The organism is Prauserella halophila, assembly GCF_024171895.1.
Classification (GTDB): domain Bacteria; phylum Actinomycetota; class Actinomycetes; order Mycobacteriales; family Pseudonocardiaceae; genus Prauserella; species Prauserella halophila.
Genome location: NZ_JAMTCQ010000012.1, coordinates 1 through 25,831, shown reverse-complemented (window position 1 = coordinate 25,831; position 25,831 = coordinate 1). Strand labels below are relative to the sequence as shown.

Below are 25,831 nucleotides of genomic sequence, written 5' to 3'. Positions count from 1 at the left end.
CCTCTCACGCAAGCAGGTGATCACGTGACGACGTGGACGAACTGGGCCGGCACCGCCACGGCGAGTCCGCAACGACGGCACCGCCCGCGGAATCTCGACGAGATCACCGCGGCCGTCCGCCAGGCAGTCGACACGGGCATGCGGGTGCGCCCGCTCGGCAGCGGCCATTCGTTCACGGGGGTCGCCGCAACCGATTCCGTCGCGCTCGACCTCACAGAATGGGCGGGCGTACTCGACGCCGACCGCGACACCGGACTGGTCACGGCACGATCCGGCACGACGCTGCAACGATTGAACGCCGAGCTCGCGCGTGTGGGCCTGGCGATGACGAACCTCGGCGACATCGATGCGCAAACGATTGCGGGCGCCATTTCGACGGGGACTCACGGCACGGGCGCCCGCTTCGGCGGCCTGGCGACCCAGGTCCGAGCGCTGGAACTCGTGCTGGCGGACGGCTCCGTCGTCACGTGCTCGGAGACCGAGCTCCCCGAACTGTTCGACGCGGCCCGCGTCGGCCTCGGCGCGCTCGGTGTGATCACCACCGTGACGTTGCAATGCGAACCGGCGTACCTACTCGACGCCCGCGAAGGACCCGAACCACTCGACGGTGTACTCGACGCGTTCGACGACTACGCCGACGACAACGACCACTTCGAGTTCTACTGGTTCCCTTACGGCCGCAACGCGCTCGTCAAACGCAACAACCGGGTACCGGGGCCTGCCGAACCGCTGTCGAAACTGCGCGAGTTCGTCGACTACACGGTCACCGAGAACGCGGCATTCGGCACCCTGTGCCGCCTCGGCCGTGCCGTCCCGGCCCTGGTGCCGACGCTGGGCAGGCTGTCGTCGTCGGCGTTGTCGACGCGCTCCTACCGCGACGTCTCCCACCGAGTGTTCGCCACGCAGCGGTCAGTGCGGTTCGTCGAGTCGGAGTGGGCGATTCCGCGCGAGGCGGTGGGCGACGTGCTGCGGGAACTGCGGACGCTCGTGCCGAGACTGGAGACCCCGGTGGCCTTTCCCGCCGAGGTGCGCGTCGCGGCGACCGACGACGTGTGGCTCTCGACCGCCTACGGCCGCGACACCGCCTACGTGGCAATCCACCAGTACATCGGCATGCCGTATCGGGAGTACTTCCTGGCCTTCGCCGCGATCGCCGGCGCGGTCGGCGGACGGCCGCACTGGGGCAAGCTGCACACCCTCGACGCGGCGACACTGCGGGAGCGCTACCCCCGATTCGACGACTTCGTGCGTGTGGCGGCCGACGCGGATCCGGCAGGCGTGTTCCGCAACGGTTACCTCGACCGGGTCCTCGGTCCGGTCAAAGCCGGTTGACGGCTTCGGCCACCGGCGTGCTGCCCGCAGTCAACTCGAGCGTGCGCCCGAACCCGTGCTCGCCGCCGAGTAGCGCGGCGAGCACGGCCGCGACGTCGTCACGCGGAATGTCGCCGCGGGGCGCACTGTCACCGAGCTGCACCCTGCCCGTCGCAGGTTCGTCGGTGAGCCGACTCGGGCGCAGGACGGTCCAGTCCAAATCGCGCCGCCGCAGGTCCTCCTCGGCGGCGCCCTTCGCACGCAGATAGGCGGCGAAGACCTCACCGAGGACGTCCTCGTCGAACGGACCGTCCGCCCCCATGGCGCTGACCTGCACGAACCGCCGGACACCCGCGCGCTCGGCCGCGTCGGCGAACAGCACCGCGGCACCCCGGTCGACGGTTTCCTTCCGCGGCATGCCACTGCCGGGGCCCGCGCCCGCGGCGAACACGGCCGCATCGGCACCGTCGAGTACGGCGGCCACCTCGTCGACCGTGGCGTTCTCGAGGTCCAGCACGGCCGGTTCGGCACTCACGGCTCGCAGGTCGTCGGCATGGTCCGGGTTGCGGATGATCCCGACGGCCTCGTCGCCGTTCGCGGCGAGGCGTTGTTCGAGGGGACGGGCGATCTTTCCGTGCCCACCGGCGATGACTACGCGCATGCCTCGATCCTAGTGGTCGATGGGGAGACGACGTCCCGGACAGCGTCGCGAAGCGTCCCGACCGAGGGAGACGGTGAGGCAGGCCCCGCGCCGGGAGGGACTATGCGTGCCGGGAGGACTACGCGTGCCGGGAGGACTACGCGTGCCGGGAAGGACTCTACGCGTACTGGGAGGACTACGCGTGCTGGGAGGATTCCTCCGCCGGCGCGGCACTCGCGTCCTCCATGGCGATCAACCGCTCGTAGACGACCTCGTTGACCCAGCGCCACACGGGGTCACGGCCCAGCAGAACGCGGTCGCTGTGGCTTTCGACGTCGAGCGTCACGTGCGCCTCGTCATCGGCCGACACCACGGCGACGCCGTACGTACGCGTCCGCGGGAGGCAGTTGTCGACGTAGTCGTGGGTGAGCGTCATCGACTGGGGCAGCACCATCGCCGCCTCGCCGTAGCGGGAGAACGGCACGGTCGCGGCGAGCCCGGTGCGCCAGTGCCGCGCCACCGCGAGCACGCCCACGACGTCGACGGCGGGCGGCGGCGCGGTGTCGGCCAGCTCCGGCCATGTCCACGTCGACACCTGCGCGCGGTCGGTGACGGGCTCCTGACCGAGGGCGATCCGCTCGGCGTGTGCCTCGGGGCGCAGCTTCGCCACGACGTACACGCGCCTGCCGAACATCGTCAGCGGCGGCAGCACCGCGCCGTGCCAGCCGAGGCTTGCGGCCGCGTCGGCGGCGAGCGCGTCGACGTTCTCGGGCAGTTCGACAGGCGGGACCACCCGGCTCGGCACCGAAGGCGTTCCGTTCGTGCCGTTCGTGCCGTTCGTGATCGCGGTCTGTCCGGGTGTCGCCGCCACGGATCTGCCTCCCGTACTCGTCCGGAGCCCGCTCCGGTGAGCGGAACTCCTCGTTGGATGGCTCTCTACTCCGAACACCCGTCCGCCGGATTCCCCGCGGGCATGTGGTGTTCACCAGCCCCTGCGCCGGTACAGCTCGTCGCAGGCGGGACGAATCCCGGGCCGCGAAGCGCTGCCGATTCAGACTGCAACCGAAACAGGCCGGCGTCTGCGCCCTCGCGGGGTAGCTGCGATCGACGGCACTCAGCGGTCGGTGATCGGTCGGTGAGCGGTGAAGGAAATTCGGCCCGGCAGTGCTGCCGTATGGGTGACGTACGGCTGAAAGGGGGATCTCGGGGCATTCCGGGCCTGTCCGGTGACGTTCACCGCAGCCAGGAACGACGACGGGCGGTTATCGTCTCCGACGGCCGGGAGCCGAGCGGTTCGCCACCACCGTACGGAAGGTGGACCTCACCGCTGAACTGGATGGACTCCAGAGCAGCACATCCGGCGACCGGATTCAACAGGAAGGACACAGGCGGCATCGAACGTGCGACAGGGGAACGTGCGGCGGGCCGGCCCAGCAGCGACGACCGAGCTGTTGCGGCACGGGCTGCAACGCGGCACGACTGCAACACTGGCCACCACGACACCGATGCACGCTGCGACATCCTGATGCCCCGATCCCGGCACCCCCGACACCCCGAAGCGACAAGGAGGTCCGCGCGTGGCACCGCGCCGTTCCGTTCTCTACCTGCCCGGCGCGAACGAGCGGGCGCTCGACAAGGCGAAGACGCTGCCCGCGGACGCGCTGATCCTGGACCTCGAGGACGCCGTCTCCCCCGACGCGAAGGAATCCGCGCGGGAGCGCGTGCACGCGGCGGCCGCGTCCGGTGACTACGGTGAGCGCGAGGTGGCGATCCGCATCAACGGGATCGACACCGAGTGGCACGACGCGGATCTGCGCGCCGCCGCCCAGGCCGGCCCTGCCGCCGTCGTCGTACCGAAGGTCGACTCCGCGCGCGACGTGATGACCATCGAGCGCGCGCTGGAGCTCAACGGCGCGCCCGGGCACACGACGATCTGGGCGATGCTCGAAACACCCGTCGCGATGCTGCACGCCGAGGAGATCGCCGCCGCGAGCGATCGGCTGTCGGTGCTGGTCATCGGCACGAACGACCTGGCGAAGGAGCTGCACGCCGAACCGGCTGCGGGCCGCGCACCGCTCGTCGCCGGACTGTCACTGTCACTACTGGCCGCTCGCGCCGCCGGCAAGCAGATCCTCGACGGCGTCTACAACGACGTGCAGGACCTTGCCGGTTTCGAGGCCGAAGCCACGCAGGCACGGCAGTTCGGGTTCGACGGCAAAACCCTCGTCCACCCGGGGCAGATCGAACCGTGCAACCGGGTGTTCGCCCCGTCCGACGAGGCCATCGCCCACGCCCGCAAGGTGATCGACGCCTTCGAGGCCGCGCGCGCGAAGGGCGACGCCGTGGTGACGGTCGACGGACGGATGGTGGAGAACCTCCACGTCACCGAGGCGCAGCGGATCCTCGACCTCTCGGACGCCATCGCCGCGAAGTAACCGTGTTGCGGATTCCGGGGCCCGTGTTGCGGGCTCCGGGGCCCGTGTTGCGGATTCCCGTCTCCCAGCCGCCGCCCATCTCGGGGAGGCGGGTTCGGCCGGGTCTCCCGCAGCGCTGCCGGGACTCCGTTGCCCCACCCGCCCGTGCGGCTCAGGTTGACGCGTCGTGATCACACGGGGAGTGCGCAGCGAAAACGGGGCACAAGCGGGCACAGGCACGCCGAACGCAGAACACGCGGGAGGACACAGCCGCGTGCAGCGCGTCGTTGAGGGGTGGTGGCCGGGCAACGGGCGGGCGCAGAACACGCGCGTCTGAGTGCAGGACATGCGGGGGAATCCGCGCAGGGGGACAGACGTTGCACCGGACGTGCCGCTACCGCCGTTGTCCGTGCTCGACCGCGCCTCCGTCCGTCACGGCCAGGATCCGGCCGCCGCCCTTCGCGACACGGTGGGATTCGCCCGTGACGTCGAACGCCTCGGGTACCGGCGGTTCTGGGTCGCCGAGCATCACGGGGTGCCCGGCATCGCGGGCGCGGCTCCGACGGTGCTGGCCGCCGCGGTAGGCGCCGCGACGTCGACGATCCGCATCGGGACGGGCGGCGTGATGCTGCCGAACCACCGGCCGCTGGTCGTGGCGGAGCAGTTCGGCACGCTCGCGTCGCTGCATCCCGGCAGGGTCGACATGGGACTCGGCCGTTCCGTCGGGTTCACCGGTGCCGTGCGGACCGCCCTCGGTGCCGGCAAGACCGATGCCGACCGGTTCGGCGACGACGTCCGTGAACTGCTCGGCCACTTCGACGGCGACCACCGGGTACGCGGCCTCCCCGCGGCGGGACTGGAGCCACCGCCGCTGTTCGTGCTGGCCACGGGGGCAGGCGCCGGACTCGCTGCGGAACTGGGCGCGGCACTCGTCATCGCACCGCTCGGCGACTTCGACCGCCTCACCGACCGCGTCCGGCACTACCGCGAGACGTTCCGGCCGTCGGTGCAGTGGCCCGAGCCGCACGTCGTCGTGTCCACCGCGGTAGCCGTCGCCGGCAGCCGCGCACAGGCGCGCGAACTGCTTCTTCCCGAGGCGTGGGCGATGGCCCGCTCACGCCTCGACGGCGTCTTCCCGCCGCTGCTGCCGCCTGACGACGTACCGACGCCCGGCGAACGCGAGCGGCGCCACCTCGACGACGCCCTGCGTGGTCAGATCCACGGCACCGAGTCCGACGTCGCCCGCGAACTCGCCGAGCTGGTCGAACGCACCGGCGCGGACGAACTGCTCATCACGATGAGTACGCACGACCGCGCCGACATGCTCGACTCGTACACGCGCCTGGCCGGCCTGGCCTGACGCGGCCGTCAGGTGCTCGCAGCTGTCGACCGCGATGATGTCGGCGCCCTCCTCCGCCGGTCGCACCGCGTGGCTCCTGCCCTGCCCGCGGGCTGTGCCGGTGATGAACGCGACCTTGCCTGCCATCCGACCCGTCATCGTCTCCTCCTCGAGACTGCAACCGGCCGGCCCGCCTACCCGACCGAACCCGCGACACGGTCCCTGGGACCTGCAACACGCCGGGGTGGGGCGGTGCGGGCGTCAGAGGTTTTCGAACGTCGCGGCGGCGCGCAGGGTGCCGATGTCGTCGAAGCGGCGGCCCGCGAGTTGCAGCCCGATGGGCAGGCCGTCCGGAGTCCGTCCACAATCGACGGACACGGCGGGCTGGCCGGACAGGTTGTACGGCAGCGTGAGCGTGATGTGCTCGAACGGGCGCATCGGATCTCCCGTGGGCGAGGCTGCATCGACCGGCTGCGGCGATACCTGGCACGTCGGCGAGAGCACGATGTCGTACGGCTCGGTGGCACGCAGGGTCGCGACGGCGATCGCGTCCATCTGCGCAAACCCGTGGTACGCGTCCACAGCGGACAGTCCTTCCGCCGCTCGTGCCCAGTCGACGAGGTACGGCAGCACCGAGCCGGAGTCGAGGTGTGTCAGATCGGCGAGAATGCGCGTGCGCCAGAACCGGTCGAGCCCGTCGAGCATGTCCCGCGTCAGCCACGGTTCGACGACCTCGACGCTCGCCCCCGCGGCCTCGAATCGGCGGGCCGCTGCGGACACGGCGTCGCGGACGGCCGGTTCGACGGGCAGTCCCACGCCGGGGTCGAGCTGCAGGCCGATCCGCAGGGACGACGGTTCGACGGGCGGGCACGACCAGTCCAATTCCGACGGTGGCAGCGACATGTGGTCCCGCGCATCCGGCTGCGACAGCACGCGCAGGAACAGCGCGGCGTCGGCGACGGTCCGCGTCATCGGCCCGATCGCCCTCCCCGGGAACGGCGGATCGACAGGAACCCGCCCGAAACTCGGCTTGACCCCGACGACGCCGCACCACGCCGCGGGCAGGCGGACCGACCCGCCGATGTCGGTACCGGCGTGCAACGGCCCGTACCCGGCCGCTGCCGCAGCTCCCGCACCCGCGCTCGACCCGCCGGGTGAACACGCCTGGTCCCACGGATTCCGCGTCGTCCCGTGAAAACTCGACACGCCCGCGGTGACCATGCCGAAGTCGGGCATCGTCGTTTTCGCCAGGAGCACGCCACCGGACTCCCGGACGCGCGCCGCAGCCGGCGCGTCGGACGCCGCGGGTTCGAGCCTCGTCGCGGCCGTGCCCATGGGCTTCGGCGTCCCGCGCGTGGCGATGTTCTCCTTGAGCGTCAACGGAATCCCGTCGATCGGACCCAGCGGAGTTCCGGCACGCCACCGCTGCTCCGAGGCCGCCGCCGCTTGCCGCGCGGCGTCCGGATCGAGGGCGTACAGGGCTCGCAACTGCGGTTCGCGCTCGTCGATCCGCGCCAGCACCGCGTCGGTGACCTCGACCGGGCTCACCTCACCAGAGGTGTACGCGGCGCGCAGTTCCGTCGCGGTCATCGCCGGGAGACTCGTCATGACCTCACTCCTTTTCGGACGGTGGATACTCGGAGCGTGAAGATTCGGGGTCCGGTGATTCTGGGTCCGGTGATTCTGGGGCCTGTGACTCGGGGCTCTGCGATTCGGAACTCTGTGGTTCGGCGGCCTGCGGTTCCGGGCCGTGCGGTTCCGGGCCGTGCGGTTCCGGGCCGTGCGGTTCCGGGCCGTGCGGTTCCGGGCCGTGCGGTTCCGGGCCGGGTGGTTCCGGGCCGGGTGGTTCGACCGGCGCCGCGTCGCCGAAAGATCGTCCCCGCTGTGGCTGCGACAGAGCCCCGTGCAGTGTCGGGGCGGCGGCGATCAGCTCGCGGGTGTAGTCGTGGCGGGGCGCGTCGTACACGTCGTCGACCGGCCCGTGCTCGACGAGCTCGCCCCGGCGCATCACGGCGACCTCGTCGCACACCTTCCGCACCACACCGAGGTCGTGCGAGACGAACACGAGTGTCAGCGCGTACTCGTCGACGAGCCGGGTGAGCAGGTCCAGAATCTGTTTGCGCACCAGCACGTCGAGCGCGCTGACGGCCTCGTCGGCGATCAGCACCTCCGGCTGCGGTGCCAGCGCGCGGGCGATCGAGATGCGCTGGCGCTGCCCACCGGAGAACCGGTGCGGATACTGCAGGCCCGCGTCGGCGGGCAGGTCGACTGCCTCGAGCAGTTCGGCCACCCGCTCGTCACGGCCGCGCGTGCGGCCGAGCGGTTCGCTGATGATGTCGCGCACACGCATGCGCGGGTCGAGCGATCCCATCGGATCCTGGAACACGACCTGCAGCCGTCGCCGCAGGAACCCGAGGTCACGATCGCGGCGGTCGTCGATGCGCCGGCGGTCGAACGTGACCGTGCCCGCGGTCGGCCGGTCGAGCGCGGCGAGCAGTCTGACCAGAGTGGACTTTCCGGAACCGGATTCGCCGACGATGCCGAACCGTCCGCCGCGTGGCACGTCGAGCGATACGCCGCGCAGCGCGTGAACCCCGCCGCGGTACGTGCGTTCGAGGTCGCGTACCGCGAGGATCGGTGCCGCGGTGTCCGGAGTGGCCGGGGCGGGCGTGGCAGCATCCGACGTGGCCGGGGCTGGCGTAGCGGCGTCCGGTGTGGGGGCCGCGGACGCCGGCGTGGCGGGAACTCCGTCGGGCGTGGACGTCACAGTGCGGCCTCCACGAGTCGCCGGGTGTAGTCGTGTTCGGGGTCCGACAGCACCGCCCGGACGGGGCCTTCCTCGACGAGACGACCGTCGCGGCACACCAGCACGCGCTCGCACACCGACGCGATGACGGCGAGGTCGTGGGTGATGAAAAGCAGGGAGGTGCCGCGGTCGCGCACGCCTTCGGCGACGAGGTCGAGCACCTGGGCCTGCACCGTCACGTCGAGCGCCGTGGTGGGTTCGTCGCAGATCAGCAGGGCGGGGTCGTTGGCGAGCGCGATGGTGAGCAGCACGCGCTGCCGCTGCCCGCCGGAGAGTTCGTGAGGGTAGGCGCGCGCCGTCCGTTCCGGCAGGCCGACGCGGTCGAGCAGTTCGCGGGCGCGGTCGGCTGCTCTGCGACGGGCCGTGCCGTGGATCGTGAGCGCCTCGGCGACCTGCCTGCCGATGCGCATCGCCGGGTTGAGCGCGGTCATCGGCTCCTGGAACACCATGCCGAGGTCCTTGCCGCGCAGGCGGGACAGCTCGCGTTCCGGGGCACCGAGGAGCTGCCGTCCCCGCAGCGTCACCGATCCGGATGCCGCGAGTCCGTCCGGCAGCAGGCCCATGATCGCCGACGCGGTGAGTGACTTGCCCGATCCGGATGCGCCGATCAGTCCGACCCGCTCCCCCTGCGCGATACGGAACGAGACGTCGTCCACCAGTTCCCCGTCATCGTGCGTGATGCTCAGCCCGTCGACAGCGAGCAGACCGTCACGTTCGGGTTCACGGTGCAGCCCTTGATCAGGGGAAGAATCGGGGCGGTCGACGCCCCCAAGGGCCCCTTCGGGGCGCTCAACGCCCCCAAGGTGCCCTTCGGGGCAGGCACGTTCCGTCATCGGCGGGCCTCCAGGTGGGGGTCGAACCGGTCGCGGAGGCCGTCGCCGAGCAGGTTGAAGCCGAGCACGACCGCCGCGATCGCCAAGCCCGGGACGAGCGCCAGCCGCGCGTCGACGGCCAGGAGTTCCTGCGATTCCTGCAGCATCCGCCCCCACGACGGGGTCGGCGGCGCGGTGCCGAACCCCAGGAACGACAGCGCCGCCTCGGCGAGCACAGCCATCGCGAACGACACCGACGACTGCACCACGACCATGCCCGAGACGTTCGGCAGCACGTGGCGCCACGCGATCCACCACCGCGACCGCCCACCGGCCCGCGCGGCGAGCGTGTACTCCCGCGAGAGCACCTGCAGCGTGCCCGCCCGGGCGACACGTGCGAACGCAGGCACGGTCGCCACCCCGATCGCGATCATCGCCGTCAGCGTGCTCGCGCCGTAGACCGCCGCGAGCATGATCGCCAGCAACAGCGCGGGAAACGCCAGCACGAGGTCACTGGTCCGCAGGACCAGCTCGCCGAGCCACCGCGGCCCCATCGCCGCCAGCACGCCCAGCGGCACCCCGGCCACGGCGGCCAGCCCGACGGCGACGATCCCGACGTACAGCGTCGTCTGCGCACCGACCATGAGCTGACTGAGGACGTCGCGGCCGAACTTGTCGGTGCCGAGCAGGTGCTGCGACGTCGGCCCGAGCAACCGCACGCTCGCGTCGACGGCCTGCGGGTCGAGCGGGGTCCACAGCAGCGACACGAGCGCCGTCACCACGACCACGCCCACGAGCGCTCCGCCGACGACGAGGTTGCCGCGCATCACGACCTCCGCAACCGGGGATCGAGAACCGCGTACAGCACGTCGACCAGGAAGTTCACCAGCAGCACTCCCACCACGAGCACCAGCACGACGCTCTGCACCGTCAGCAGGTCCCGCGCCGCGACGGCGTCGAGCAGCATGCTGCCCAGACCGGGGAGCACGAACACCCGCTCGATCACCACGGCGCCGACGAGCAGGGTCGCCAGCTGCAGTCCCAGGACCGTCACCACCGGGACCGCCGCGTTGCGCAACCCGTGCCGCAGCAGCGCCGGGTACGGCCGCAGCCCCTTGGCCCGCGCGGTGCGCAGGAAGTCCTCCCGCTGCACGTCGAGCACCGCGGAACGCACGTACCGCGTCAGCACCGCACCCTGTACCAGGCCCAGCGACACCGCGGGCAGGATCAGCCCGCTCAGCCACGCGCCGACGTCGTAGGCGGGCGGCGTCCACCCGCCCGACGGCAGCCAGCCGAGCTGCACCGCGAACACCTGCACCAGGATGATCGCCGCCAGGAACGCGGGCACCGCCACGCCCACCTGCGACGCCGCCGACACGATCACGCCACTCGGCTTACGGTGCCGCACCGCGGCGACGATCCCCGTCGGCACGGCGAGCAGCAGCGCGACGAGCATCCCCGCGCCGACCAGCCACAGCGTCACGCCCAACCGGTCGAGCAGCTGCGGCCCGATCGCCTCCTTCGTGACGTACGAGGTGCCGAAATCGCCGGTCAGCAGGCCGCCCATCCAGTCGAGATACTGCGTCACCAGTGGCCGGTCGAGGCCGAACTCCTGCCGCGTCTGCTCGACGAGCTCCGGCGTCGCGTTCACCCCGAGCGCGACCTGCGCCGGATCGCCCGGCAGCACCGCCATGAACGCGAACACCACGACCGACGCGACACCCACGCTCACCACGAAGATCACGAGCCTGCGCGCGATCGCCACCGCCGGACTGGCTCCCGCCGCGACGCGCTCACCCACCGTCACGACGGCTCCTGCCGCCGGAGGCCGGTGAGGTCGAACGACTCGCTCACCTGGTTGGCCTGCAGTCCGCGAACCTCGTTCTTCGCGACGACGATGTTCGGGAACAGGAACAGCCAGTTGGCGGCGGCGTCGTCGGACAGCGTCCTGGCGACCCGGCGCATGTCGGCGATGTACTCCCGGGGCGGGGCGGTGTCGGCCTCGGTGAGCAGACGCTGCACCCGCTCGCTGTCGTAGCCCCAGTAGAACTCGGGGTCGCCGAACGTCGTGATGTCCTGCGGTTCGACGTGCTGGACGATCGACATGTCGTAGTCGCCGTCGGTGAACACCTGTTGCAGCCACACCGCGGGGAAGTCGAGCGGTTCGATGTCGACGGTCACGCCGACCTTCTTCAGATGCGCGGCGACGACCTGGGCCGACGACACGGCGTACGGCAGGTTGGCGATCCGCAGGTTCAGCCGCAGCGATTCGTGTCCCGCCTCGCGTAACAGCCTGCGGGCGCGGTCCGGGTCGTACGGGTACTCGCCGGAGAGGTCCTCGAACCACGGGTCGGTGGGCGGCACCATGCTGCCGATCAGCTCGCCGCGCCCGCCCCACGCGGCCTCGAGCAGCGCCTTCCGGTCGACGGCGTACGTCAGCGCTTTGCGCACGCGGACGTCGTCGAGCGGGGCGCGGCGGTTGTTGTAGGCGAGCACGACCTCGCCGTTCGTCGTGCCCTGCAGCACCCGGAACCGGTTGTCGGCCTCGAACTGGGGAACCGAATCGGGTGCGGTCACGCCGGAGATGACGTCGATACCGCCGGAGAGCAGCGCGTTGTTCAGTGCCGTCGCGTCGGCGTAGTACTTGAGCACGACCGTGCGGTAATCGGGTTCGGGCCGGGGGCTGCCGGGGCGGCTGTACTCGGGGTTGCGGGTGAGCACGACCGCATCGCCGCGGCGCCTGCTCTCCACGTCGTACGGGCCGGTGCCGACGGGGTCGTTCGCCAGGTCGGCCACGCCGCTCGGGTCGAACATCGCACCGATCCGGGTGGTCATGGCGCGCAACCACGAGTTGCTGGGCCTGCTCAGTACGACGCGTGCGTGGTACTCGCCGACCACCTCGACCCGGTCGACGACGTCCATGCCGGACTGCAGCGAGATGGTCCAGTCCTGCTTTACCCGTTCGACGGAGAATTCGACATCCGATGCGGTGAACGGTTCGCCGTTGCTGAACGTCGCGTCGTCGCGCAGGTGGAAGTCGTACACCGTCCGGTCGTCGCTGACGTCCCACGATTCGGCGAGCCCGCCCGTGATCTCACCGTCCGAGTCGATCTTCACCAGCGTCTCGTAGACGTTGTAGAGCAGCGCCTGCGGAATCGCGGCGCCGTCGGTGGTGGTGAAGTCGAAGTTCTGCGGCTCTGCGGTGAATCCCACGGCCAGCGTCGACGGGCCGCCCGCCACGATCGCCGTCGAACCCGCAGTGCAGCCGGCCAGCGCGAGCGGCGCGGCCAACACCGCGGCGGACGCCAACGCCGAGAGCGCCGACCGCCGTGCCGCCATCCGTCACCGCCTCCCGGCCACCTCGGAGAACCCGATCAGCAGGCTGACGTTGGCACCGCGCCGACCGGTGGTCAAGGGGTCAACCGTCCAGCGCACCGGCCAGGTCACGCCACAGGTCCTCGGGGTCTTCGAGGCCGACGCTCAGCCGCAGCAGGCCGGCGGGCACGTGGGAGTCCCCCGGCAGGTGAGCGCGGCGTTCGAGGGTGCTCTCGACCCCGCCGAGGCTGGTCGCGTTGTGGATGAGCGTCAGGTTCGCGCAGAGGCGTTCGGCGGCGTCGCCGTCGGCGAGGTCGAACGACACCATCGCGCCCGCTGCCGGGTACCGCACCCGCACGACGGCCGGATGTTCGGCGAGCCGTCCGGCCAGCAGCGACGCGGTCGTCGACGCCGCGGCGAACCGCACCCCGAGCGTGCGCAGCCCGCGCAGCGCCAGCCATGCCTCGAGCGCACCGGGCGTGGCACCCGTGCGCGTGCGCGCCTCGCGCAGTGACGCCGACAGGTCGTCGCGTGCGGTCACGGCCACGCCGAGGAGCAGGTCGCTGTGCCCGCCGATGAACTTCGTGACGCTGTGCACCACCACGTCGGCGCCCATGCCCAGGGGCTGCTGGCCGAGCGGCGTGGCGAACGTGTTGTCGACGACGGTCAGTGGCGTGCGCTCGGCGGAAGCGGCGGCGGTGAGGACCGCGTCGAGGTCGGTGACGTCGAGCGTCGGGTTGGCCGGCGATTCGAGCCACAGCACGTCGACCTCACCGGCCGCGGCGATCCAGGCGTCGGTGTCGGTGGGATCGATGCGCCGGACGGTCAGCTTGCCCTGCTGCTGGGCGTGGTCGAGCACGCTGCGCGTACCGGCGTAGCTGTAGCGGGGAACGGCGATCGTCGCGCCCGCGGGCAGCAGGTCGAGCACGGCGGTGACGGTGGCCATGCCGGACGCGTACGCCGTCGCGGTGCCGCCTTCGAGAGTGCCGACGGCCTCTTCGAACGCCGCCCACGTGGGAGTGCCGACCTCACGGGAGTACTCGAGGCCGAGCGCGCTGGCCGGGACGAGCGGGACGTTGGCTGGATTGCCGTCACCGGCGTCGGGGCGGCCGGCGAGGATGGCGCGGGTGCGCGCGGACCACGAATCGTTCACGCGGACAACCGTAGCCGTACCCACCGTGCGCGTCCCGTCAACGAGATCAACGCGATGGCGAGCCGCCGGCACTCCGGTGACCGGCCACCGGCGCCTGCACCATCCGGACTCGCACCCCCTCCTGCCCCGGAACCTGCAACACGCGCCCTGGAATCCGCAACACGGTCCCCGGAGTGCACAACACGACGTCCTGAGTGCAGAACACGCGGTGCACGGCGCCTACGTGACCCCGGCGGATGGGGGTCCGGGGAGCGCCCCGGGTGGGGTGTGGGGGCTTCGCCCCCACGAAACATGACGATGATCGAAAAAAGCGAAGGCGCCCCAGCGACAAGCATGGGGCGCCTTCGATCGAGTGCGCGAGGTGGGAGTTGAACCCACACGTCCTTTCGGACACACGGACCTGAACCGTGCGCGTCTGCCATTCCGCCACTCGCGCGAGTGCCTTTCTGCGGCAGCTCCAATAGCGTAGCAGGCCGTTCCGGAGGCTTTCACCGGCCCCGGTGTCATGACCGCCAAACCCAGATACGATCGATGGGCAGAGGGGTGTTCACCAGGGAGGAGGGTGTCCGGATTGGGTCGTGTGCAACGTTTTGACCGGCGCCTCGAGAGCTTGGTGGGCAACACCTTCGCCCGGATGTTCGGCGGCAACGTCGTCACGGAGGAAGTGGCGCGCAGTCTGGAGCGTGAAAGCGAGGACAACGTTCGTGAGCTCGCGGGCGGGCGCAGGCTCGCTCCGAACCACTACATCGTGTCCTTGGGTGCTGCAGATCACGATCGGATGGCGGGCGACGAGCAGCGGGTCACCGGATTGCTGGCGGATGCCGTCTCACAGCATCTGTCCGAACACGGTTGGGACACCTATGGTGACGTCGTAGTTTCGCTAGAGCGCAACGAAGCGCTGCATACTGGACAGTTCAAGACCCGCTCGACCGTTGATCCCGACGTCACCGCATTTGCATTTGATGGCGACGGTCAAGCACGGCCGGCACGAACCAGCGACGCAGGAGACCGAGCAATGAGCCAGCCCGGCGGCTACGGCCAGTACGACCAGGGTGACCCGTACGGCCAGGGCCAGTACGGATACGGACAGGGACAGCCCGGCTACGACCAGGGGTATGGCCAGCCGGGCTACGACCAGGGCTACGGCCAGCCGGGGTACGACCCGTACGGCCAGGGTTACGACCAGGGCTACGGCCAGCCCGGCTACGACCCGTACGGCCAGGGCTACGACCCCGGTTACGGTCAGCCGCCGCAGGATCCCTACGGCCAGCCGGGTTACGGCCAGCCACCGCAGGACCCGTACGGCCAGCCCGGCTACGGTCAGCCGCCGCAGGATCCGTACGGCCAGCCCGGCTACGGCCAGCCCGGCGGTTACGACCCCGGTTACGGTCAGCCGCCGCAGGATCCCTACGGCCAGCCGGGTTACGGCCAGCCACCGCAGGACCCGTACGGCCAGCCCGGTTACGACCAGGGCTACGGGGCTCCGCCGAGCCCTCCCGGCGGCTACCCGGCGCAGGCTCCGCCCCCGCACTCGGATCCGTACGGCCAGCCCGCGCAGGATCCGTACGGCCAGCCCGGCGGCTACGGCCAGCCCGGCGGTTTCGGCGCCCCCGGCGCCCCCGGTGCACCCGGCGCGCCCGGCGCACCCGCCGGCGCCCCGCCGCGGCCGCTGACGGCGTCGCTGCAGCTCGACGACGGCTCCAACCGGAACTACGCCCTGAAGCAGGGCAGCAACGTCGTGGGCCGCGGACAGGAGGCCGATTTCCGCCTCCCGGACACGGGTGTCTCGCGTCGCCACCTGGAGATCACCTGGGACGGCCAGAGCGCCACGCTCGCCGACATCGGCTCGACGAACGGTTCGACCGTGAACGGAACGCCGGTCCAGACCTGGCAGCTGGCCGACGGCGACGTGATCCGTGTGGGTCACTCGTCGCTGGTGTTCCGGACCCAGGGCTGAGCGGATCCGGGTTCGGCCGGGCCCGGGCAGCGGAGCGCCAGCCCGGATTTTCGGCAATCCCGCACGGACGCCGCGTGCTGGTCACGCATAATGGCGACCATGTGGGGGCCTGCGGCGTGTTCGCCGTGGGGCGAGCGCGAAAAGGCGGGAGCTGACACAACACGTGCCGGAGCTGGTCGTACAACTCACCAGAGCAGGGTTTCTGCTGCTGCTGTGGCTGTTCGTGTTCGCCGCGCTGCGCGTGGTGCGTTCGGACCTCTACGCGGCGTCCGGTCTGCGGGTGAATCTCCCCAGTCTGCGCCGAGGCAAGGACAAGAAGCGCCCACGTTCGGGCGGGCGCAGTGGCGGGAAGATGCCGCGGCAGCTCGTCGTCACGCAGGGCGCCTTGTCCGGCACGCGTATCGCACTCGACGGCAAGCCGATCCTGATCGGCCGTGCCGACGACTCCACGCTGGTGCTCGACGACGACTACGCGTCGACGCGCCACGCTCGTATCTCCCTGCGCGGAGACGAGTGGTATGTGGAAGACCTGGGCTCGACGAACGGCACCTACCTCGATCGGGCTAAGGTCACTGCACCCCTCCGAGTCCCGCTCGGCGTCCCCATCCGGATCGGCAAGACGGTGATCGAGCTTCGCCCATGACTCTCGTCCTTCGCTACGCGGCACGCAGTGACCGCGGCCTGGTGCGATCCAACAACCAGGACTCGGTATATGCCGGCCCACGCCTGCTGGCGCTGGCCGACGGTATGGGCGGCCACGCCGCCGGTGAGGTGGCCAGCAAGGTCGTCATCGCGTCGTTGGCTCCGCTCGACGACGACGAACCCGGCGACGACCTGGTCAGCCAGCTCCGTGACGCCACCATCCAGGGCAACCACGCCATCTCGGAACTGGTGTCGAACGACCCCGAGCTCGACGGCATGGGCACGACGCTCACGGCCGCGCTGTTCTCGGGCTCGAAACTCGGCATGGTCCACGTCGGCGATTCTCGGGCGTACCTGCTGCGAGGTGGGCAGTTCTCGCAGATCACGCGTGACGACAGCTTCGTCAACGAGCTGATCGAGCAGGGGCGGATCACCGAGGAGGAGGCAGCGACGCATCCGCAGCGTTCGCTGCTACTCAAGGCGCTGACGGGCAGTGAGGTGGAGCCGAGCCTGACGGTGCGTGAGGCGCGCGCCGGCGATCGGTACCTGTTCTGCTCGGACGGGCTGTCCGGCATGGTCAGCAACGAGACGCTCGCCGAGGCGATGCAGATCCCGGACCCGCAGGAATGCGCGGACCGGATGATCGAGCTGGCACTCAAGGGCGGCGGCACGGACAACGTCACGGTGATCATCGCGGATGTCGTGGACGTCGACTACGGCGAGAACGCCCCGATCGTGGGCGGCGCCGCGGGAGACGGCACCGACGAGGCGCCGCAGGGCGACTCCCCTGCGGCCCGGGCACGGGCGCTCACTGCGCCACAGCAGCCCTCGCAGGCGCAGCAGGCCGACGCGGGCCCGCCGCCGGAGGATCCGAAGGCGAAGCGGCGCAAACGCGTCCGGCTGCTCGTCGGCATCGGGCTGGCGATCGTGCTGCTCGCGGCTGCGGCCATCACGACGCGGTACTTCGTGATGAGCCAGTACTACGTGGGGGTCGGTTCGAACGACGAGGTCGTCATCTACCAGGGCGTGCCGGGCAGCGTGCTCGGTCTGGACCTGCACGAGGAGGCCGAGGGGTCCTGTCCCCCGTCCTCGACGCTGTGCGAACCGCTGCGCCTGCAGGACCTGCAGCAGGACGCACGCTCGGCCGTGTCGAACTCGGTCAAGCGCGACGACCTGTCCGCGGCGCGCGAGTACATCGACACGCTGCGCCGCAACAACATGCTGGAGATCTGCGACGACGAGCAGGACCAGCCGCAGGGCGGCGGCGTCATCGGCGGCATCGGCGAGGGCGAGCAGCAGCAGAACGACGGCTCCGACGGCTCCGGGCAGGACCAGCAGAACCAGGACGACTCGACTTCGGGCGAGGCCGACGCGCAGGCGGGACAGGACCAGCAGCCGGGGGTGGACTGCCGTCCGGCGCCCGGCTCGGGCGGTAACTGATGTCCGCGGCCGCAGGCAACCAGAGCGCGGTCGGGCAGCAGTACACCACGAACCCACCACGTGAACTGCCGAAACGCCGTGGCACGGAGCTGATGCTGCTGGCGTTCGCGGCGGTCATCGTCACGACGGCCTTCGTGCTGGTGCAGATCAATCAGGAGCAGACGCTGTCCTGGTCGATCCTCTGGTACGGCGGTGCCTACCTGGCGATCTTCAGCGCGGCGCACGTGGCGGTGCGGTACTGGGCGCCGTACGCGGATCCGCTGATCCTGCCGTGCGTGGCGCTGCTCAACGGGCTCGGGCTGGTGACGATCTACCGGCTCGACCTCGCCGAAGCCGAACGGGCGCGCTCACTGGGACAGGAGTTCTCGGGCAGCGCGCCGCGGCAGGTGTTGTTCACGGTGGTGGCGCTGGCGCTGTTCCTCGCGGTGCTGCGGATCATCAAGGACCACCGCACGCTCACCAGTTACGCCTACACGGCGGGCCTGGGCGGGCTCATCCTGCTGGCGCTGCCCGCGATGCTTCCGGCGTCGCTGTCGGAGGTCAACGGCGCGAAGGTCTGGCTGAAGCTACCCGGCTTCTCGATCCAGCCCGGCGAGTTCGCCAAGATCCTGCTGATGATCTTCTTCGCGTCGTTCCTCGTCGCGAAGCGGGATCTGTTCATGACGGCGGGCAAACGCGTCATCGGCGTCGAGCTGCCGCGTGCGCGGGACCTGGGGCCGATCATCATCGCCGCGGTCGTCTGCCTCGGCATCCTCGTGTTCGAGCGCGACCTCGGCACGGCGCTGCTGTTCTTCGGCATCACGCTGATGATGTTGTACGTCGCCACCGAGCGTGCGATCTGGGTCGTCGTCGGCCTGAGCATGTTCCTCGCGGGCGCGTTCCTCGCCTACCAGCTGTTCACCCACGTGCAGCAGCGTGTCACCAACTGGATCGACCCGCTGGCCACCTACGACGATCCCGGCGGCGGTTATCAGATCGCGCAGGGCCTGTTCGGACTCGGCACCGGCGGCGTGTTCGGCACCGGGCTGGGCGCGGGCAGGCCGGAGATGGTGCCCGAGGCGCACACCGATTTCATCAGCGCCGCGCTCGGTGAGGAGATCGGTTTCGTCGGGCTCGCCGCGGTGCTGCTGGTCTACCTGTTGCTGGCGATGCGCGGGATGCGCAGTGCGCTGGCGGTGCGGGACACGTTCGGCAAGCTGCTCGGCGGCGGTCTGTCGTTCGCGATCGTCATGCAGGTGTTCGTCATCGTCGGCGGCGTCACGAAGCTCATCCCCATGACGGGTGTGACCACGCCGTTCCTGTCGGCGGGCGGGTCGTCGCTGCTGGCGAACTACATCCTCGTGGCGCTGCTGCTGCGGATCTCCGACACGGCGCGCCGCCCGCAGCAGTCGAAGCCACGCGGTGAGGCGCCGCAGAAACCGCTGGCGCCGATCGCCGAGGCGAACACCGTGATGGTGCAGCGCCCGCCGCAGCCGGCGTCGGAGAGCAACGCGCCGGCGGCTCGGGGGTCGGCGGGCCAGCAGGCACCCGACCAGCACATGCACGGCCGGCAACCACCGGGGCAACACGCGCACGGGCAGCAGGCACCGGAACACCCACCGGGCCGGAACCCGGCCGGACAGGCGCAGCAACCGGTCACGCCGGCCCAGGGGCAGCCACCGGTGTACCCGGCCGGGGAGCAGCAGGCGGATGCGCCGGCCGCTCAGCAGCCGCCCCGGCCGAAGGCGGAACCGCAGCAACCGCCCCAGTCGCCGGAGTCGCAGCAGGCAGCGGCGGAGCAACCGGCGCCCGTAGACGAGCCCGCCTGGCCCACCGAGGACAGCACCGACGAGGAACCGCACCGGCCGAAGGGGGATGACGCGACGTGAACACTCCCCTGCGCAAGGTCGGCATGGTCATGCTGGCGATGCTGACGCTGCTGCTGGTCAACACGACGTACGTCCAGGTGATCCGCGGTGACGACTACGCGTCCGATTCGCGGAACTCGCGGGTGCTGTACGAGGAGTACTCCCGCGAGCGCGGCAAGATCGTCTCCGACGAGGCGGGTCAGGTCCTCGCGGGCGTCGAGCCGTCGGACGACAACTTCAACTTCCTGCGCACCTACCGCAAGGGCCCGATGTACGCGCCCGTGACCGGCTACTACTCGATCATGTACGGCGCGGGCGGCATGGAGAACGCCGAGGACGAGTTCCTCAACGGGTCCGATCCGCGGCTGTTCGTGCGCAGGCTCTCGGACATGGTCACCGGACGCGATCCGCGTGGCGGCAACGTGCGGCTGACGATCAAACCCGCGGTGCAGCAGGCTGCATACCAGGCGATGACCGACAACGGCTACACGGGATCGGTCGTCGCGATGAACCCGAAGACCGGTGACATCCTCGGCATGGTGTCGACCCCGTCGTACGATCCGAACCGGCTGGCTTCCCACGACGGCGACGAGCAGCAGAAGGCGTGGAAGCAGTACAACGAGTCCGAGGAAAACCCGATGTTGAACCGGGCCGTGCGGGAAACGTATCCGCCCGGGTCGACCTTCAAGATCGTCACGACGGCCGCCGCGCTCGAGGACGGCATGGAGCCGGACGCCGGGGTCACGTCCGATTCCGAGGTCACGCTGCCGCAGACGAACAACCAGCTGGAGAACTACGGCGGCGCGACCTGCCCTGGCAGCACGCTCGAGGCCGCGCTGAAGTACTCGTGCAACACGGCCTTCGCCGAGATCGCCGGCAATCTCGGGGCCGAGAAGCTCCGCGCGACGGCGGCGAACTTCGGTATCGGCCAGGACGACCTCCGGATCCCGCTGGGTGTCGTGCCGTCGGGCCTCGGCGAGCTCGAGAGCGAGGCGGCGCTGTATCAGAGCGGTATCGGCCAGCGGGACGTGCGACTGACACCGTTGCAGGACGCGCTGATGGCGGCGACGGTCGCCAACGACGGCATGGCGATGAAGCCGAACCTCGTCAAGGCGCGGTTGGCCCCGGACCTGTCGACCATCGAGCCGATCAGCCCTGAGGAGCTGACCGGCGACGAGGCGATGTCGGACGAGTCGGCCGAGGCGCTGACGCAGATGATGATCCAGTCCGAGGAGAACACCGGCGGCGGTGGCAAGGATCCGGATCTGAAGATCGCCTCGAAGACGGGCACGGCCGAGCACGGCTCCGACCCGAAGAACACCCCGCCGCATGCCTGGTACACGGCGTTCGCTCCGCACGACGACCCGGAGATCGCCGTCGCGGTGATCGTCGAGTCGGGCGGCAACCACGGACTGGCAGCCACCGGCGGCACGGTCGCCGCCGAGATCGCCAGGGCCACCATCTCCGCAGGGCTCGGGGGTGGCTAGATGCTGTCGACCGGGCAACTGATCGCGGAGCGCTACCGCCTCACCAACCAGATCGCCGTCGGCGGTATGGGTGAGGTGTGGGAGGCCAGTGACACGCGGCTGGACCGCCCCGTGGCGGTGAAGATCCTCAAGGCCGAGTTGTCCGGCAACGCCGAGTTCCTGCACCGGTTCCGCGCGGAGGCGAAGACGACCGCGTCGCTGAACCATCAGAACATCGCGGCGGTGCACGACTACGGCGAGACCGAAGCGGGCGAGTCGGCGATCGCGTTCCTGGTCATGGAGATGGTCGAGGGCGAACCGCTGGCCGGGATCCTGCAGCGGGAGGGCCGGATCACGGCCGAGCGCACGCTCGACATCCTCGAACAGGCGGGGCACGCGCTGCAGGCCGCGCACGAACGCGGGCTGGTGCACCGCGACGTCAAACCCGGCAACATCATGGTCACGCCTGCGGGCGCGGTGAAGCTGACGGACTTCGGCATCGCCAAGGCCGCGGATTCGGCGCCCGTGACGCGCAACGGCATGGTGATGGGCACTGCCCACTACATCGCTCCCGAACAGGCGCTCGGGCAGGACGCCGAGCCGGGCAGCGACGTCTACTCGCTCGCGGTGTGCGGGTACGAGTGCCTCGCCGGGCGCAGGCCGTTCCTGTCGGAGAACGCCGTGACGGTGGCGATGATGCACATCCGCGATGTGCCGCCGCCGCTGCCGCCGGATGTACCACCCGGGGCGCGCGCCGTGATCGATGCCACATTGTTCAAGGATCCGCGCCAGCGTTACGCAGCGGGCGGCGAGTTCGCCGCGGCGATCGCGGCGGTGAAAGCGGGGCATCCGCTGCCGGTGCCGTCCGGTATGGCGGGTTACGGCCCGGCCGCCGGCCCCGTCCAGGGTGGTCAGGCGGCCGGGCAGGCCGGCCGGGTCACACCTCCCGGACCGCCCGGACAGGCGGGGAACCAGCCACAGCCGAATACCGTGGGGCAGGGATCGCACCCCTCGATGCAGCCGGTGTCGCCGGTCTCACCGGCCCAGAACGGCGTCATGGCGGGTCACGGGGGCACGTCCCACGGCGGCATGACGCCGCCGGGCGTGGCCGCACCGGGGGCGCCTCAACGACAGCGGCCCGGCGGGGTGTGGATACTGCTCACCTTGGCCGCCGTCCTGGTCGTGGCCGTCATCGCCACGCTGCTGATCGTGCTGCTCGGGCAGGATTCCGACCCGACTCCCGGCCGGGTCGGGGACCAGCCGCCGCCGACCGGCGGTAACTGGTCGCAGGCGTCGGGCGACATCGGGGGCGACGGCGTCATCGACACAGGCGGAGTGAGTACCGCCGGTGAAACGACAACCGGTTCCGACAAGACTGTCGGGGACCCTGACGAGAACGCAGAAGGCATGACGGGCACACCGTGGACGAAGTGGGACGGCACCGAGCAATGAGCGCACCGAGAATGCTCTCCAACCGCTACGAGCTTGGCGACACGCTCGGGTACGGCGGCATGTCCGAGGTCCACCACGCCCACGACGTGCGGCTCGGCCGTGAGGTGGCCGTCAAGATCCTGCGTGCCGACCTGGCCCGCGACCCGCAGTTCCAGGAACGGTTCCGCCGCGAGGCGCAGAACGCCGCCGCGCTGAACCACCCGGCCATCGTCGCCGTGTACGACACGGGCGAAGCCGACACCGAGTACGGCCCGCTGCCCTACATCGTCATGGAGTACGTCGAGGGCAGGACGCTGCGCGACATCGTCAAGACCGAGGGTCCGATGCCGGAGCAGCGGGCCATGGAGGTCATGGCGGACGTGTCGGCGGCGCTGGACTTCTCGCACCGCCACGGCATCGTGCACCGCGACGTCAAACCGGCGAACGTGATGATCACGCGGGGCGGCGCGGTCAAGGTGATGGACTTCGGCATCGCCCGCGCCGTCCACGACGGGCAGGCCGCGATGACGCAGACGGCCGCGGTCATCGGCACGGCGCAGTACCTGTCGCCGGAGCAGGCGCGCGGTGAGCGGGTCGACGCCCGCAGCGACGTCTACGCAGCGGGCTGTGTGCTCTACGAGCTGGTGACGGGCGATCCGCCGTTCACCGGTGACTCGCCGGTGGCGGTGGCGTACCAGCACGTGCGGGAGGACCCGAAACCGCCGTCGGCGATGAACCCCGAGGTTTCGCCCGAGCTCGACGCGGTGGTGCTGAAGGCGCTGGCCAAGGGAGCCGACAACCGGTACCAGTCGGCCGCGGAGATGCGCTCCGACCTGGTGCGCACGCTCACCGGGCAGCAGCCGTCCGCGCCGATGGTGATGTCCGACGAGGAGCGCACGCAGGTGATGGGCATGCCCTCGGGCGGCCCCGACGACGATTACGACGACGCCGACTACGCCCCCGCCTACGACGACGAGGACGACCGCAAGCGCAGGAAGGGCTGGCTCATCGCGCTGCTCGTGCTGCTCGGCGTGGGCCTCGTGGCGTTCGCCGCCTGGCTGGCCGGCGTGTTCGACAGCAACTCGGCGACCGAACGGGCCGTGCCGGACGTCGTCGGCCAGCAGACCGCGGTGGCGACCGAACGACTGGGCAACGCGGGCTTCGACAATGTGCAGCAAGAAGAGGTCATCTGCCGCGATCAGGCCGACCCGAACGATCCGAACGCGTGCACGCCGGATCAGCGGGGCACGGTGCTCGCGGTGTCCCCGGCGGCGGGTACGCGCGTGGACGTCAACGAGCAGCTGACCCTGCAGGTGGGCGTCAAGCCGTCGCAGGTGCGGGTGCCCGACCTGCAGGGCCTGGACCAGGGTGCGGCCGAGCAGGCGCTGAAGGACGCCGGGCTGTCGCTCGACCAGGACATCGCGGAGGAAGAGGTCGACGACTCGTCGGCCGTGGGCACGGTCATCAAGCAGAATCCTGCCGCGCATCACGAGGTCGAGTCGGGTACGAGCGTGAAGATCACGGTCGGCAAGGAGCCCGCGAAGATCACGGTCGAGAACATGCAGGGCAAGAAGTTCGCCGAGGCGAAGGCGCGGCTCGAGCAGCTCGGCTTCTCGGTGTCGCGCACGACCACCGACAGCGAACAGCCCCAGGGCACGGTGATCAACCAGACGCCGAACGCGGGCGAGTTCGAACGCGGCCACACGATCCAGCTGACGGTGTCCAACGGCGCAAACCAGCAGATGGACATGCCGGACCTGACCGGTATGTCGTGGGACGACGCCGTCCAGGCGCTCAAGGACGCGGGCTGGCAGGGCGACCAGCCGAGCCGGGTCGCCGATCCCGGCGCCGACGAGGAGAACGTCGACAAGGTCACCAACAGCAGCCCGGCACCCGGTGAGGCGATCACGAAGGGCCAGCCGGTGACGCTGTACGTCGGTGCCGAGGAGGACGAATCGCCGTCGTCCACCGAGGAGGACGACGACGGGATCTTCGACCCGCCTCGGTAACGGCAACCCCTGACCGCCCAGCGATGAGCCGTGACGGCCGCGCCGCCTCCGTGGTGGCGCGGCCGTTCTCGTGTGTGCGGTCGGGTGCGGGCTCGGCGGGGTGGGTCAGGCGGCCGCGTGCTGCAGGGCGCGGGTGGCCTGTTCGAGGCTGTCGACGGTCGCGGGGGCGACGGGGTGGCCCGCGGCGGCCATCCAGTTGGCGAGCATGCGATGGCCGCCCTGGGTGAGCACGGACTCGGGGTGGAACTGCACGCCTTCGAGGGGCAACTCCCGGTGGCGCATGCCCATGACGACGCCCGATTCGGTGCGACCGGTGACCTCGAAGACGTCGGGGATCGTCTCGGGCAGCACGGTCAGCGAGTGGTAGCGCGTGGCGGTGAACGGTTCGGGCAGGTTCGCCAGCACGCCGACGCCGCCGTGCTGCACCTGGCTGGTCTTGCCGTGCAGCAACTCGGGGGCGCGGTCGACGGTCGCGCCCCAGGCGACGCCGAGGGCCTGGTGGCCGAGGCACACGCCGAGCATCGGCACACCGTCGGCGGCGCACCGGTTGACCACGTCGATGCTGCGGCCTGCGCGTTCGGGTGTGCCGGGGCCGGGCGAGACGAGCACGCCGTCGAACTGCGGCACCGCGTCGGGGTCGACGACGTCGTTGCGCCACACCTCGGGCTCGGCACCCAGCTGTGCCAGGTACTGCACGAGGTTGTAGACGAAGCTGTCGTAGTTGTCGACGACCAGTACACGCATGACCTCAGGATACCGGCCGACCGCGGGAACATCCCTCGCGGAACCGGTACGAGCGTGCCCCCAAGGGCACCTTCGGGGCGCTCAACGCCCCAAAACTTCCCGTCGCATAATCCTCATCCGGTCGAACCGCACCAATGTCGTCGAACGGCACGAGTGCCCCGAAGGGCGGCGGGTTCTAGCGGTGGTTGCAACACCCTGAGTTGTGGGAGGTTGTGGCGATCGTGTCGGTTGTGGGTCGGCGTGAGAGGTTTGTGGCTCTGCTTGACGTGGTCAAGTGTGTGGGTTTGGCGGCGTGTGCGGTGGGTATCGATCGCGTGACGGCGCAGGGGTGGGCTCGTGCGGCGGGGTTCTGGTCGAAGCGGGCTGCCGATCCTCGCAAGGCCGAGTTCTTGGCGTTGCGGGATGAGGGTGTGACCAGGAAAGTCGCGGCCGAACGTGTGGGAGTGCACGTGCGGACGGCCCGGGACTGGGATCGGGGAATCCGACGGGTCAAGCGTGGTCGGTT

Annotated in this window: 20 protein-coding genes, 1 tRNA gene and 2 pseudogenes; 11 read left to right on the top strand and 12 right to left on the bottom strand. The window is 70.5% G+C overall.

What is annotated here, in order from left to right; translation table 11 throughout:
- The first annotated feature begins 24 nt into the window (after window positions 1-24).
- Window positions 25-1,332, top strand: a complete 1,308-nt coding sequence (locus LY41_RS17290) for a D-arabinono-1,4-lactone oxidase (protein WP_253865094.1) — start codon at window positions 25-27, stop codon at window positions 1,330-1,332.
- Here LY41_RS17290 and LY41_RS17285 read toward each other — a convergent pair.
- Entirely contained in the window at window positions 1,319-1,972 is a 654-nt protein-coding gene (locus LY41_RS17285) for an SDR family oxidoreductase (RefSeq protein WP_253865093.1), read from the bottom strand. The two genes, LY41_RS17290 and LY41_RS17285, sit on opposite strands and share 14 nt — an antisense overlap.
- A gap of 175 nt (window positions 1,973-2,147) precedes the next feature.
- Window positions 2,148-2,822 carry a hypothetical protein gene (locus LY41_RS17280; protein ID WP_253865092.1) on the bottom strand — a complete coding sequence of 225 codons (675 nt, stop codon included), beginning with the start codon at window positions 2,820-2,822 and terminating at the stop codon, window positions 2,148-2,150.
- Between the two features lie 706 nt (window positions 2,823-3,528).
- On the opposite strand from LY41_RS17280, the gene LY41_RS17275 reads away from it, so the two are divergent.
- A complete protein-coding gene (locus tag LY41_RS17275; RefSeq protein WP_253865091.1) occupies window positions 3,529-4,386 on the top strand; it encodes an HpcH/HpaI aldolase/citrate lyase family protein in 858 nt (285 codons plus the stop codon).
- Between the two features lie 367 nt (window positions 4,387-4,753).
- Complete coding sequence (locus LY41_RS17270; RefSeq protein ID WP_253865090.1) at window positions 4,754-5,725, top strand: MsnO8 family LLM class oxidoreductase; 972 nt, start codon at window positions 4,754-4,756, stop codon at window positions 5,723-5,725.
- A 17-nt stretch (window positions 5,726-5,742) separates the two neighbouring features.
- On the opposite strand, the pseudogene LY41_RS17265 reads toward LY41_RS17270, so the two are convergent.
- From LY41_RS17265 to LY41_RS17225, 9 genes and pseudogenes are all read right to left on the bottom strand, one after another.
- Window positions 5,743-5,863 (bottom strand): annotated as a pseudogene (locus LY41_RS17265) (SDR family mycofactocin-dependent oxidoreductase); the annotation flags it as partial.
- Window positions 5,864-5,965: 102 nt separating this feature from the next.
- Complete coding sequence (locus tag LY41_RS17260; protein ID WP_253865089.1) at window positions 5,966-7,312, bottom strand: amidase; 1,347 nt, start codon at window positions 7,310-7,312, stop codon at window positions 5,966-5,968.
- 268 nt (window positions 7,313-7,580) lie between these two features.
- Window positions 7,581-8,339, bottom strand: a pseudogene (locus tag LY41_RS17255) (ABC transporter ATP-binding protein); the annotation flags it as partial.
- Window positions 8,340-8,467: 128 nt separating this feature from the next.
- Window positions 8,468-9,343, bottom strand: coding sequence for an ATP-binding cassette domain-containing protein (locus LY41_RS17250; protein ID WP_253865088.1), 876 nt, complete (start codon window positions 9,341-9,343; stop codon window positions 8,468-8,470).
- A complete protein-coding gene (locus LY41_RS17245; RefSeq protein WP_253865087.1) occupies window positions 9,340-10,149 on the bottom strand; it encodes an ABC transporter permease in 810 nt (269 codons plus the stop codon). The genes LY41_RS17250 and LY41_RS17245 overlap by 4 nt, the downstream gene beginning before the upstream one ends.
- The gene (locus LY41_RS17240; RefSeq protein WP_253865535.1) at window positions 10,149-11,081 is read right to left on the bottom strand and encodes an ABC transporter permease; all 933 of its coding nucleotides are present in this window, start codon (window positions 11,079-11,081) and stop codon (window positions 10,149-10,151) included. The genes LY41_RS17245 and LY41_RS17240 overlap by 1 nt, the downstream gene beginning before the upstream one ends.
- 44 nt (window positions 11,082-11,125) lie before the next feature.
- Window positions 11,126-12,661, bottom strand: a complete 1,536-nt coding sequence (locus LY41_RS17235; protein ID WP_253865086.1) for an ABC transporter substrate-binding protein — start codon at window positions 12,659-12,661, stop codon at window positions 11,126-11,128.
- A gap of 79 nt (window positions 12,662-12,740) precedes the next feature.
- Window positions 12,741-13,790 (bottom strand): trans-sulfuration enzyme family protein, encoded by a 1,050-nt coding sequence (locus LY41_RS17230; RefSeq protein ID WP_253865085.1) that lies wholly within the window; start codon window positions 13,788-13,790, stop codon window positions 12,741-12,743.
- A gap of 353 nt (window positions 13,791-14,143) precedes the next feature.
- Window positions 14,144-14,226 (bottom strand) — tRNA-Leu (locus LY41_RS17225).
- A gap of 135 nt (window positions 14,227-14,361) precedes the next feature.
- On the opposite strand from LY41_RS17225, the gene LY41_RS17220 reads away from it, so the two are divergent.
- The 7 genes from LY41_RS17220 to pknB all read left to right on the top strand — a co-directional run bounded on the left by LY41_RS17220 (window position 14,362) and on the right by pknB (window position 24,582).
- On the top strand, window positions 14,362-15,747 hold the full coding sequence (locus LY41_RS17220; protein WP_253865084.1) for an FHA domain-containing protein: 1,386 nt from the start codon (window positions 14,362-14,364) through the stop codon (window positions 15,745-15,747).
- Between the two features lie 163 nt (window positions 15,748-15,910).
- Window positions 15,911-16,390, top strand: coding sequence for an FHA domain-containing protein FhaB/FipA (locus LY41_RS17215; RefSeq protein ID WP_253865083.1), 480 nt, complete (start codon window positions 15,911-15,913; stop codon window positions 16,388-16,390).
- Complete coding sequence (locus LY41_RS17210) at window positions 16,387-17,829, top strand: PP2C family protein-serine/threonine phosphatase (RefSeq protein WP_253865082.1); 1,443 nt, start codon at window positions 16,387-16,389, stop codon at window positions 17,827-17,829. The genes LY41_RS17215 and LY41_RS17210 overlap by 4 nt, the downstream gene beginning before the upstream one ends.
- Window positions 17,829-19,697, top strand: coding sequence for an FtsW/RodA/SpoVE family cell cycle protein (locus LY41_RS17205; RefSeq protein ID WP_253865081.1), 1,869 nt, complete (start codon window positions 17,829-17,831; stop codon window positions 19,695-19,697). Before LY41_RS17210 ends, LY41_RS17205 begins: the two co-directional genes overlap by 1 nt.
- A complete protein-coding gene (locus LY41_RS17200) occupies window positions 19,694-21,163 on the top strand; it encodes a peptidoglycan D,D-transpeptidase FtsI family protein (protein WP_253865080.1) in 1,470 nt (489 codons plus the stop codon). The genes LY41_RS17205 and LY41_RS17200 overlap by 4 nt, the downstream gene beginning before the upstream one ends.
- Complete coding sequence (locus LY41_RS17195; protein WP_253865079.1) at window positions 21,164-22,594, top strand: serine/threonine-protein kinase; 1,431 nt, start codon at window positions 21,164-21,166, stop codon at window positions 22,592-22,594.
- Window positions 22,591-24,582, top strand: coding sequence for a Stk1 family PASTA domain-containing Ser/Thr kinase (gene pknB / locus LY41_RS17190; protein WP_253865078.1), 1,992 nt, complete (start codon window positions 22,591-22,593; stop codon window positions 24,580-24,582). The genes LY41_RS17195 and pknB overlap by 4 nt, the downstream gene beginning before the upstream one ends.
- Before the next feature lie 105 nt (window positions 24,583-24,687).
- Here the strand turns inward: pknB and LY41_RS17185 are convergent, their stop codons facing one another.
- A complete protein-coding gene (locus LY41_RS17185; protein WP_253865077.1) occupies window positions 24,688-25,326 on the bottom strand; it encodes an aminodeoxychorismate/anthranilate synthase component II in 639 nt (212 codons plus the stop codon).
- A 299-nt stretch (window positions 25,327-25,625) separates the two neighbouring features.
- Here LY41_RS17185 and LY41_RS17180 point away from each other — a divergent pair.
- A partial coding sequence (locus LY41_RS17180) for a helix-turn-helix domain-containing protein (RefSeq protein ID WP_253865076.1) occupies window positions 25,626-25,831 on the top strand: 206 nt, incomplete at its 3' end.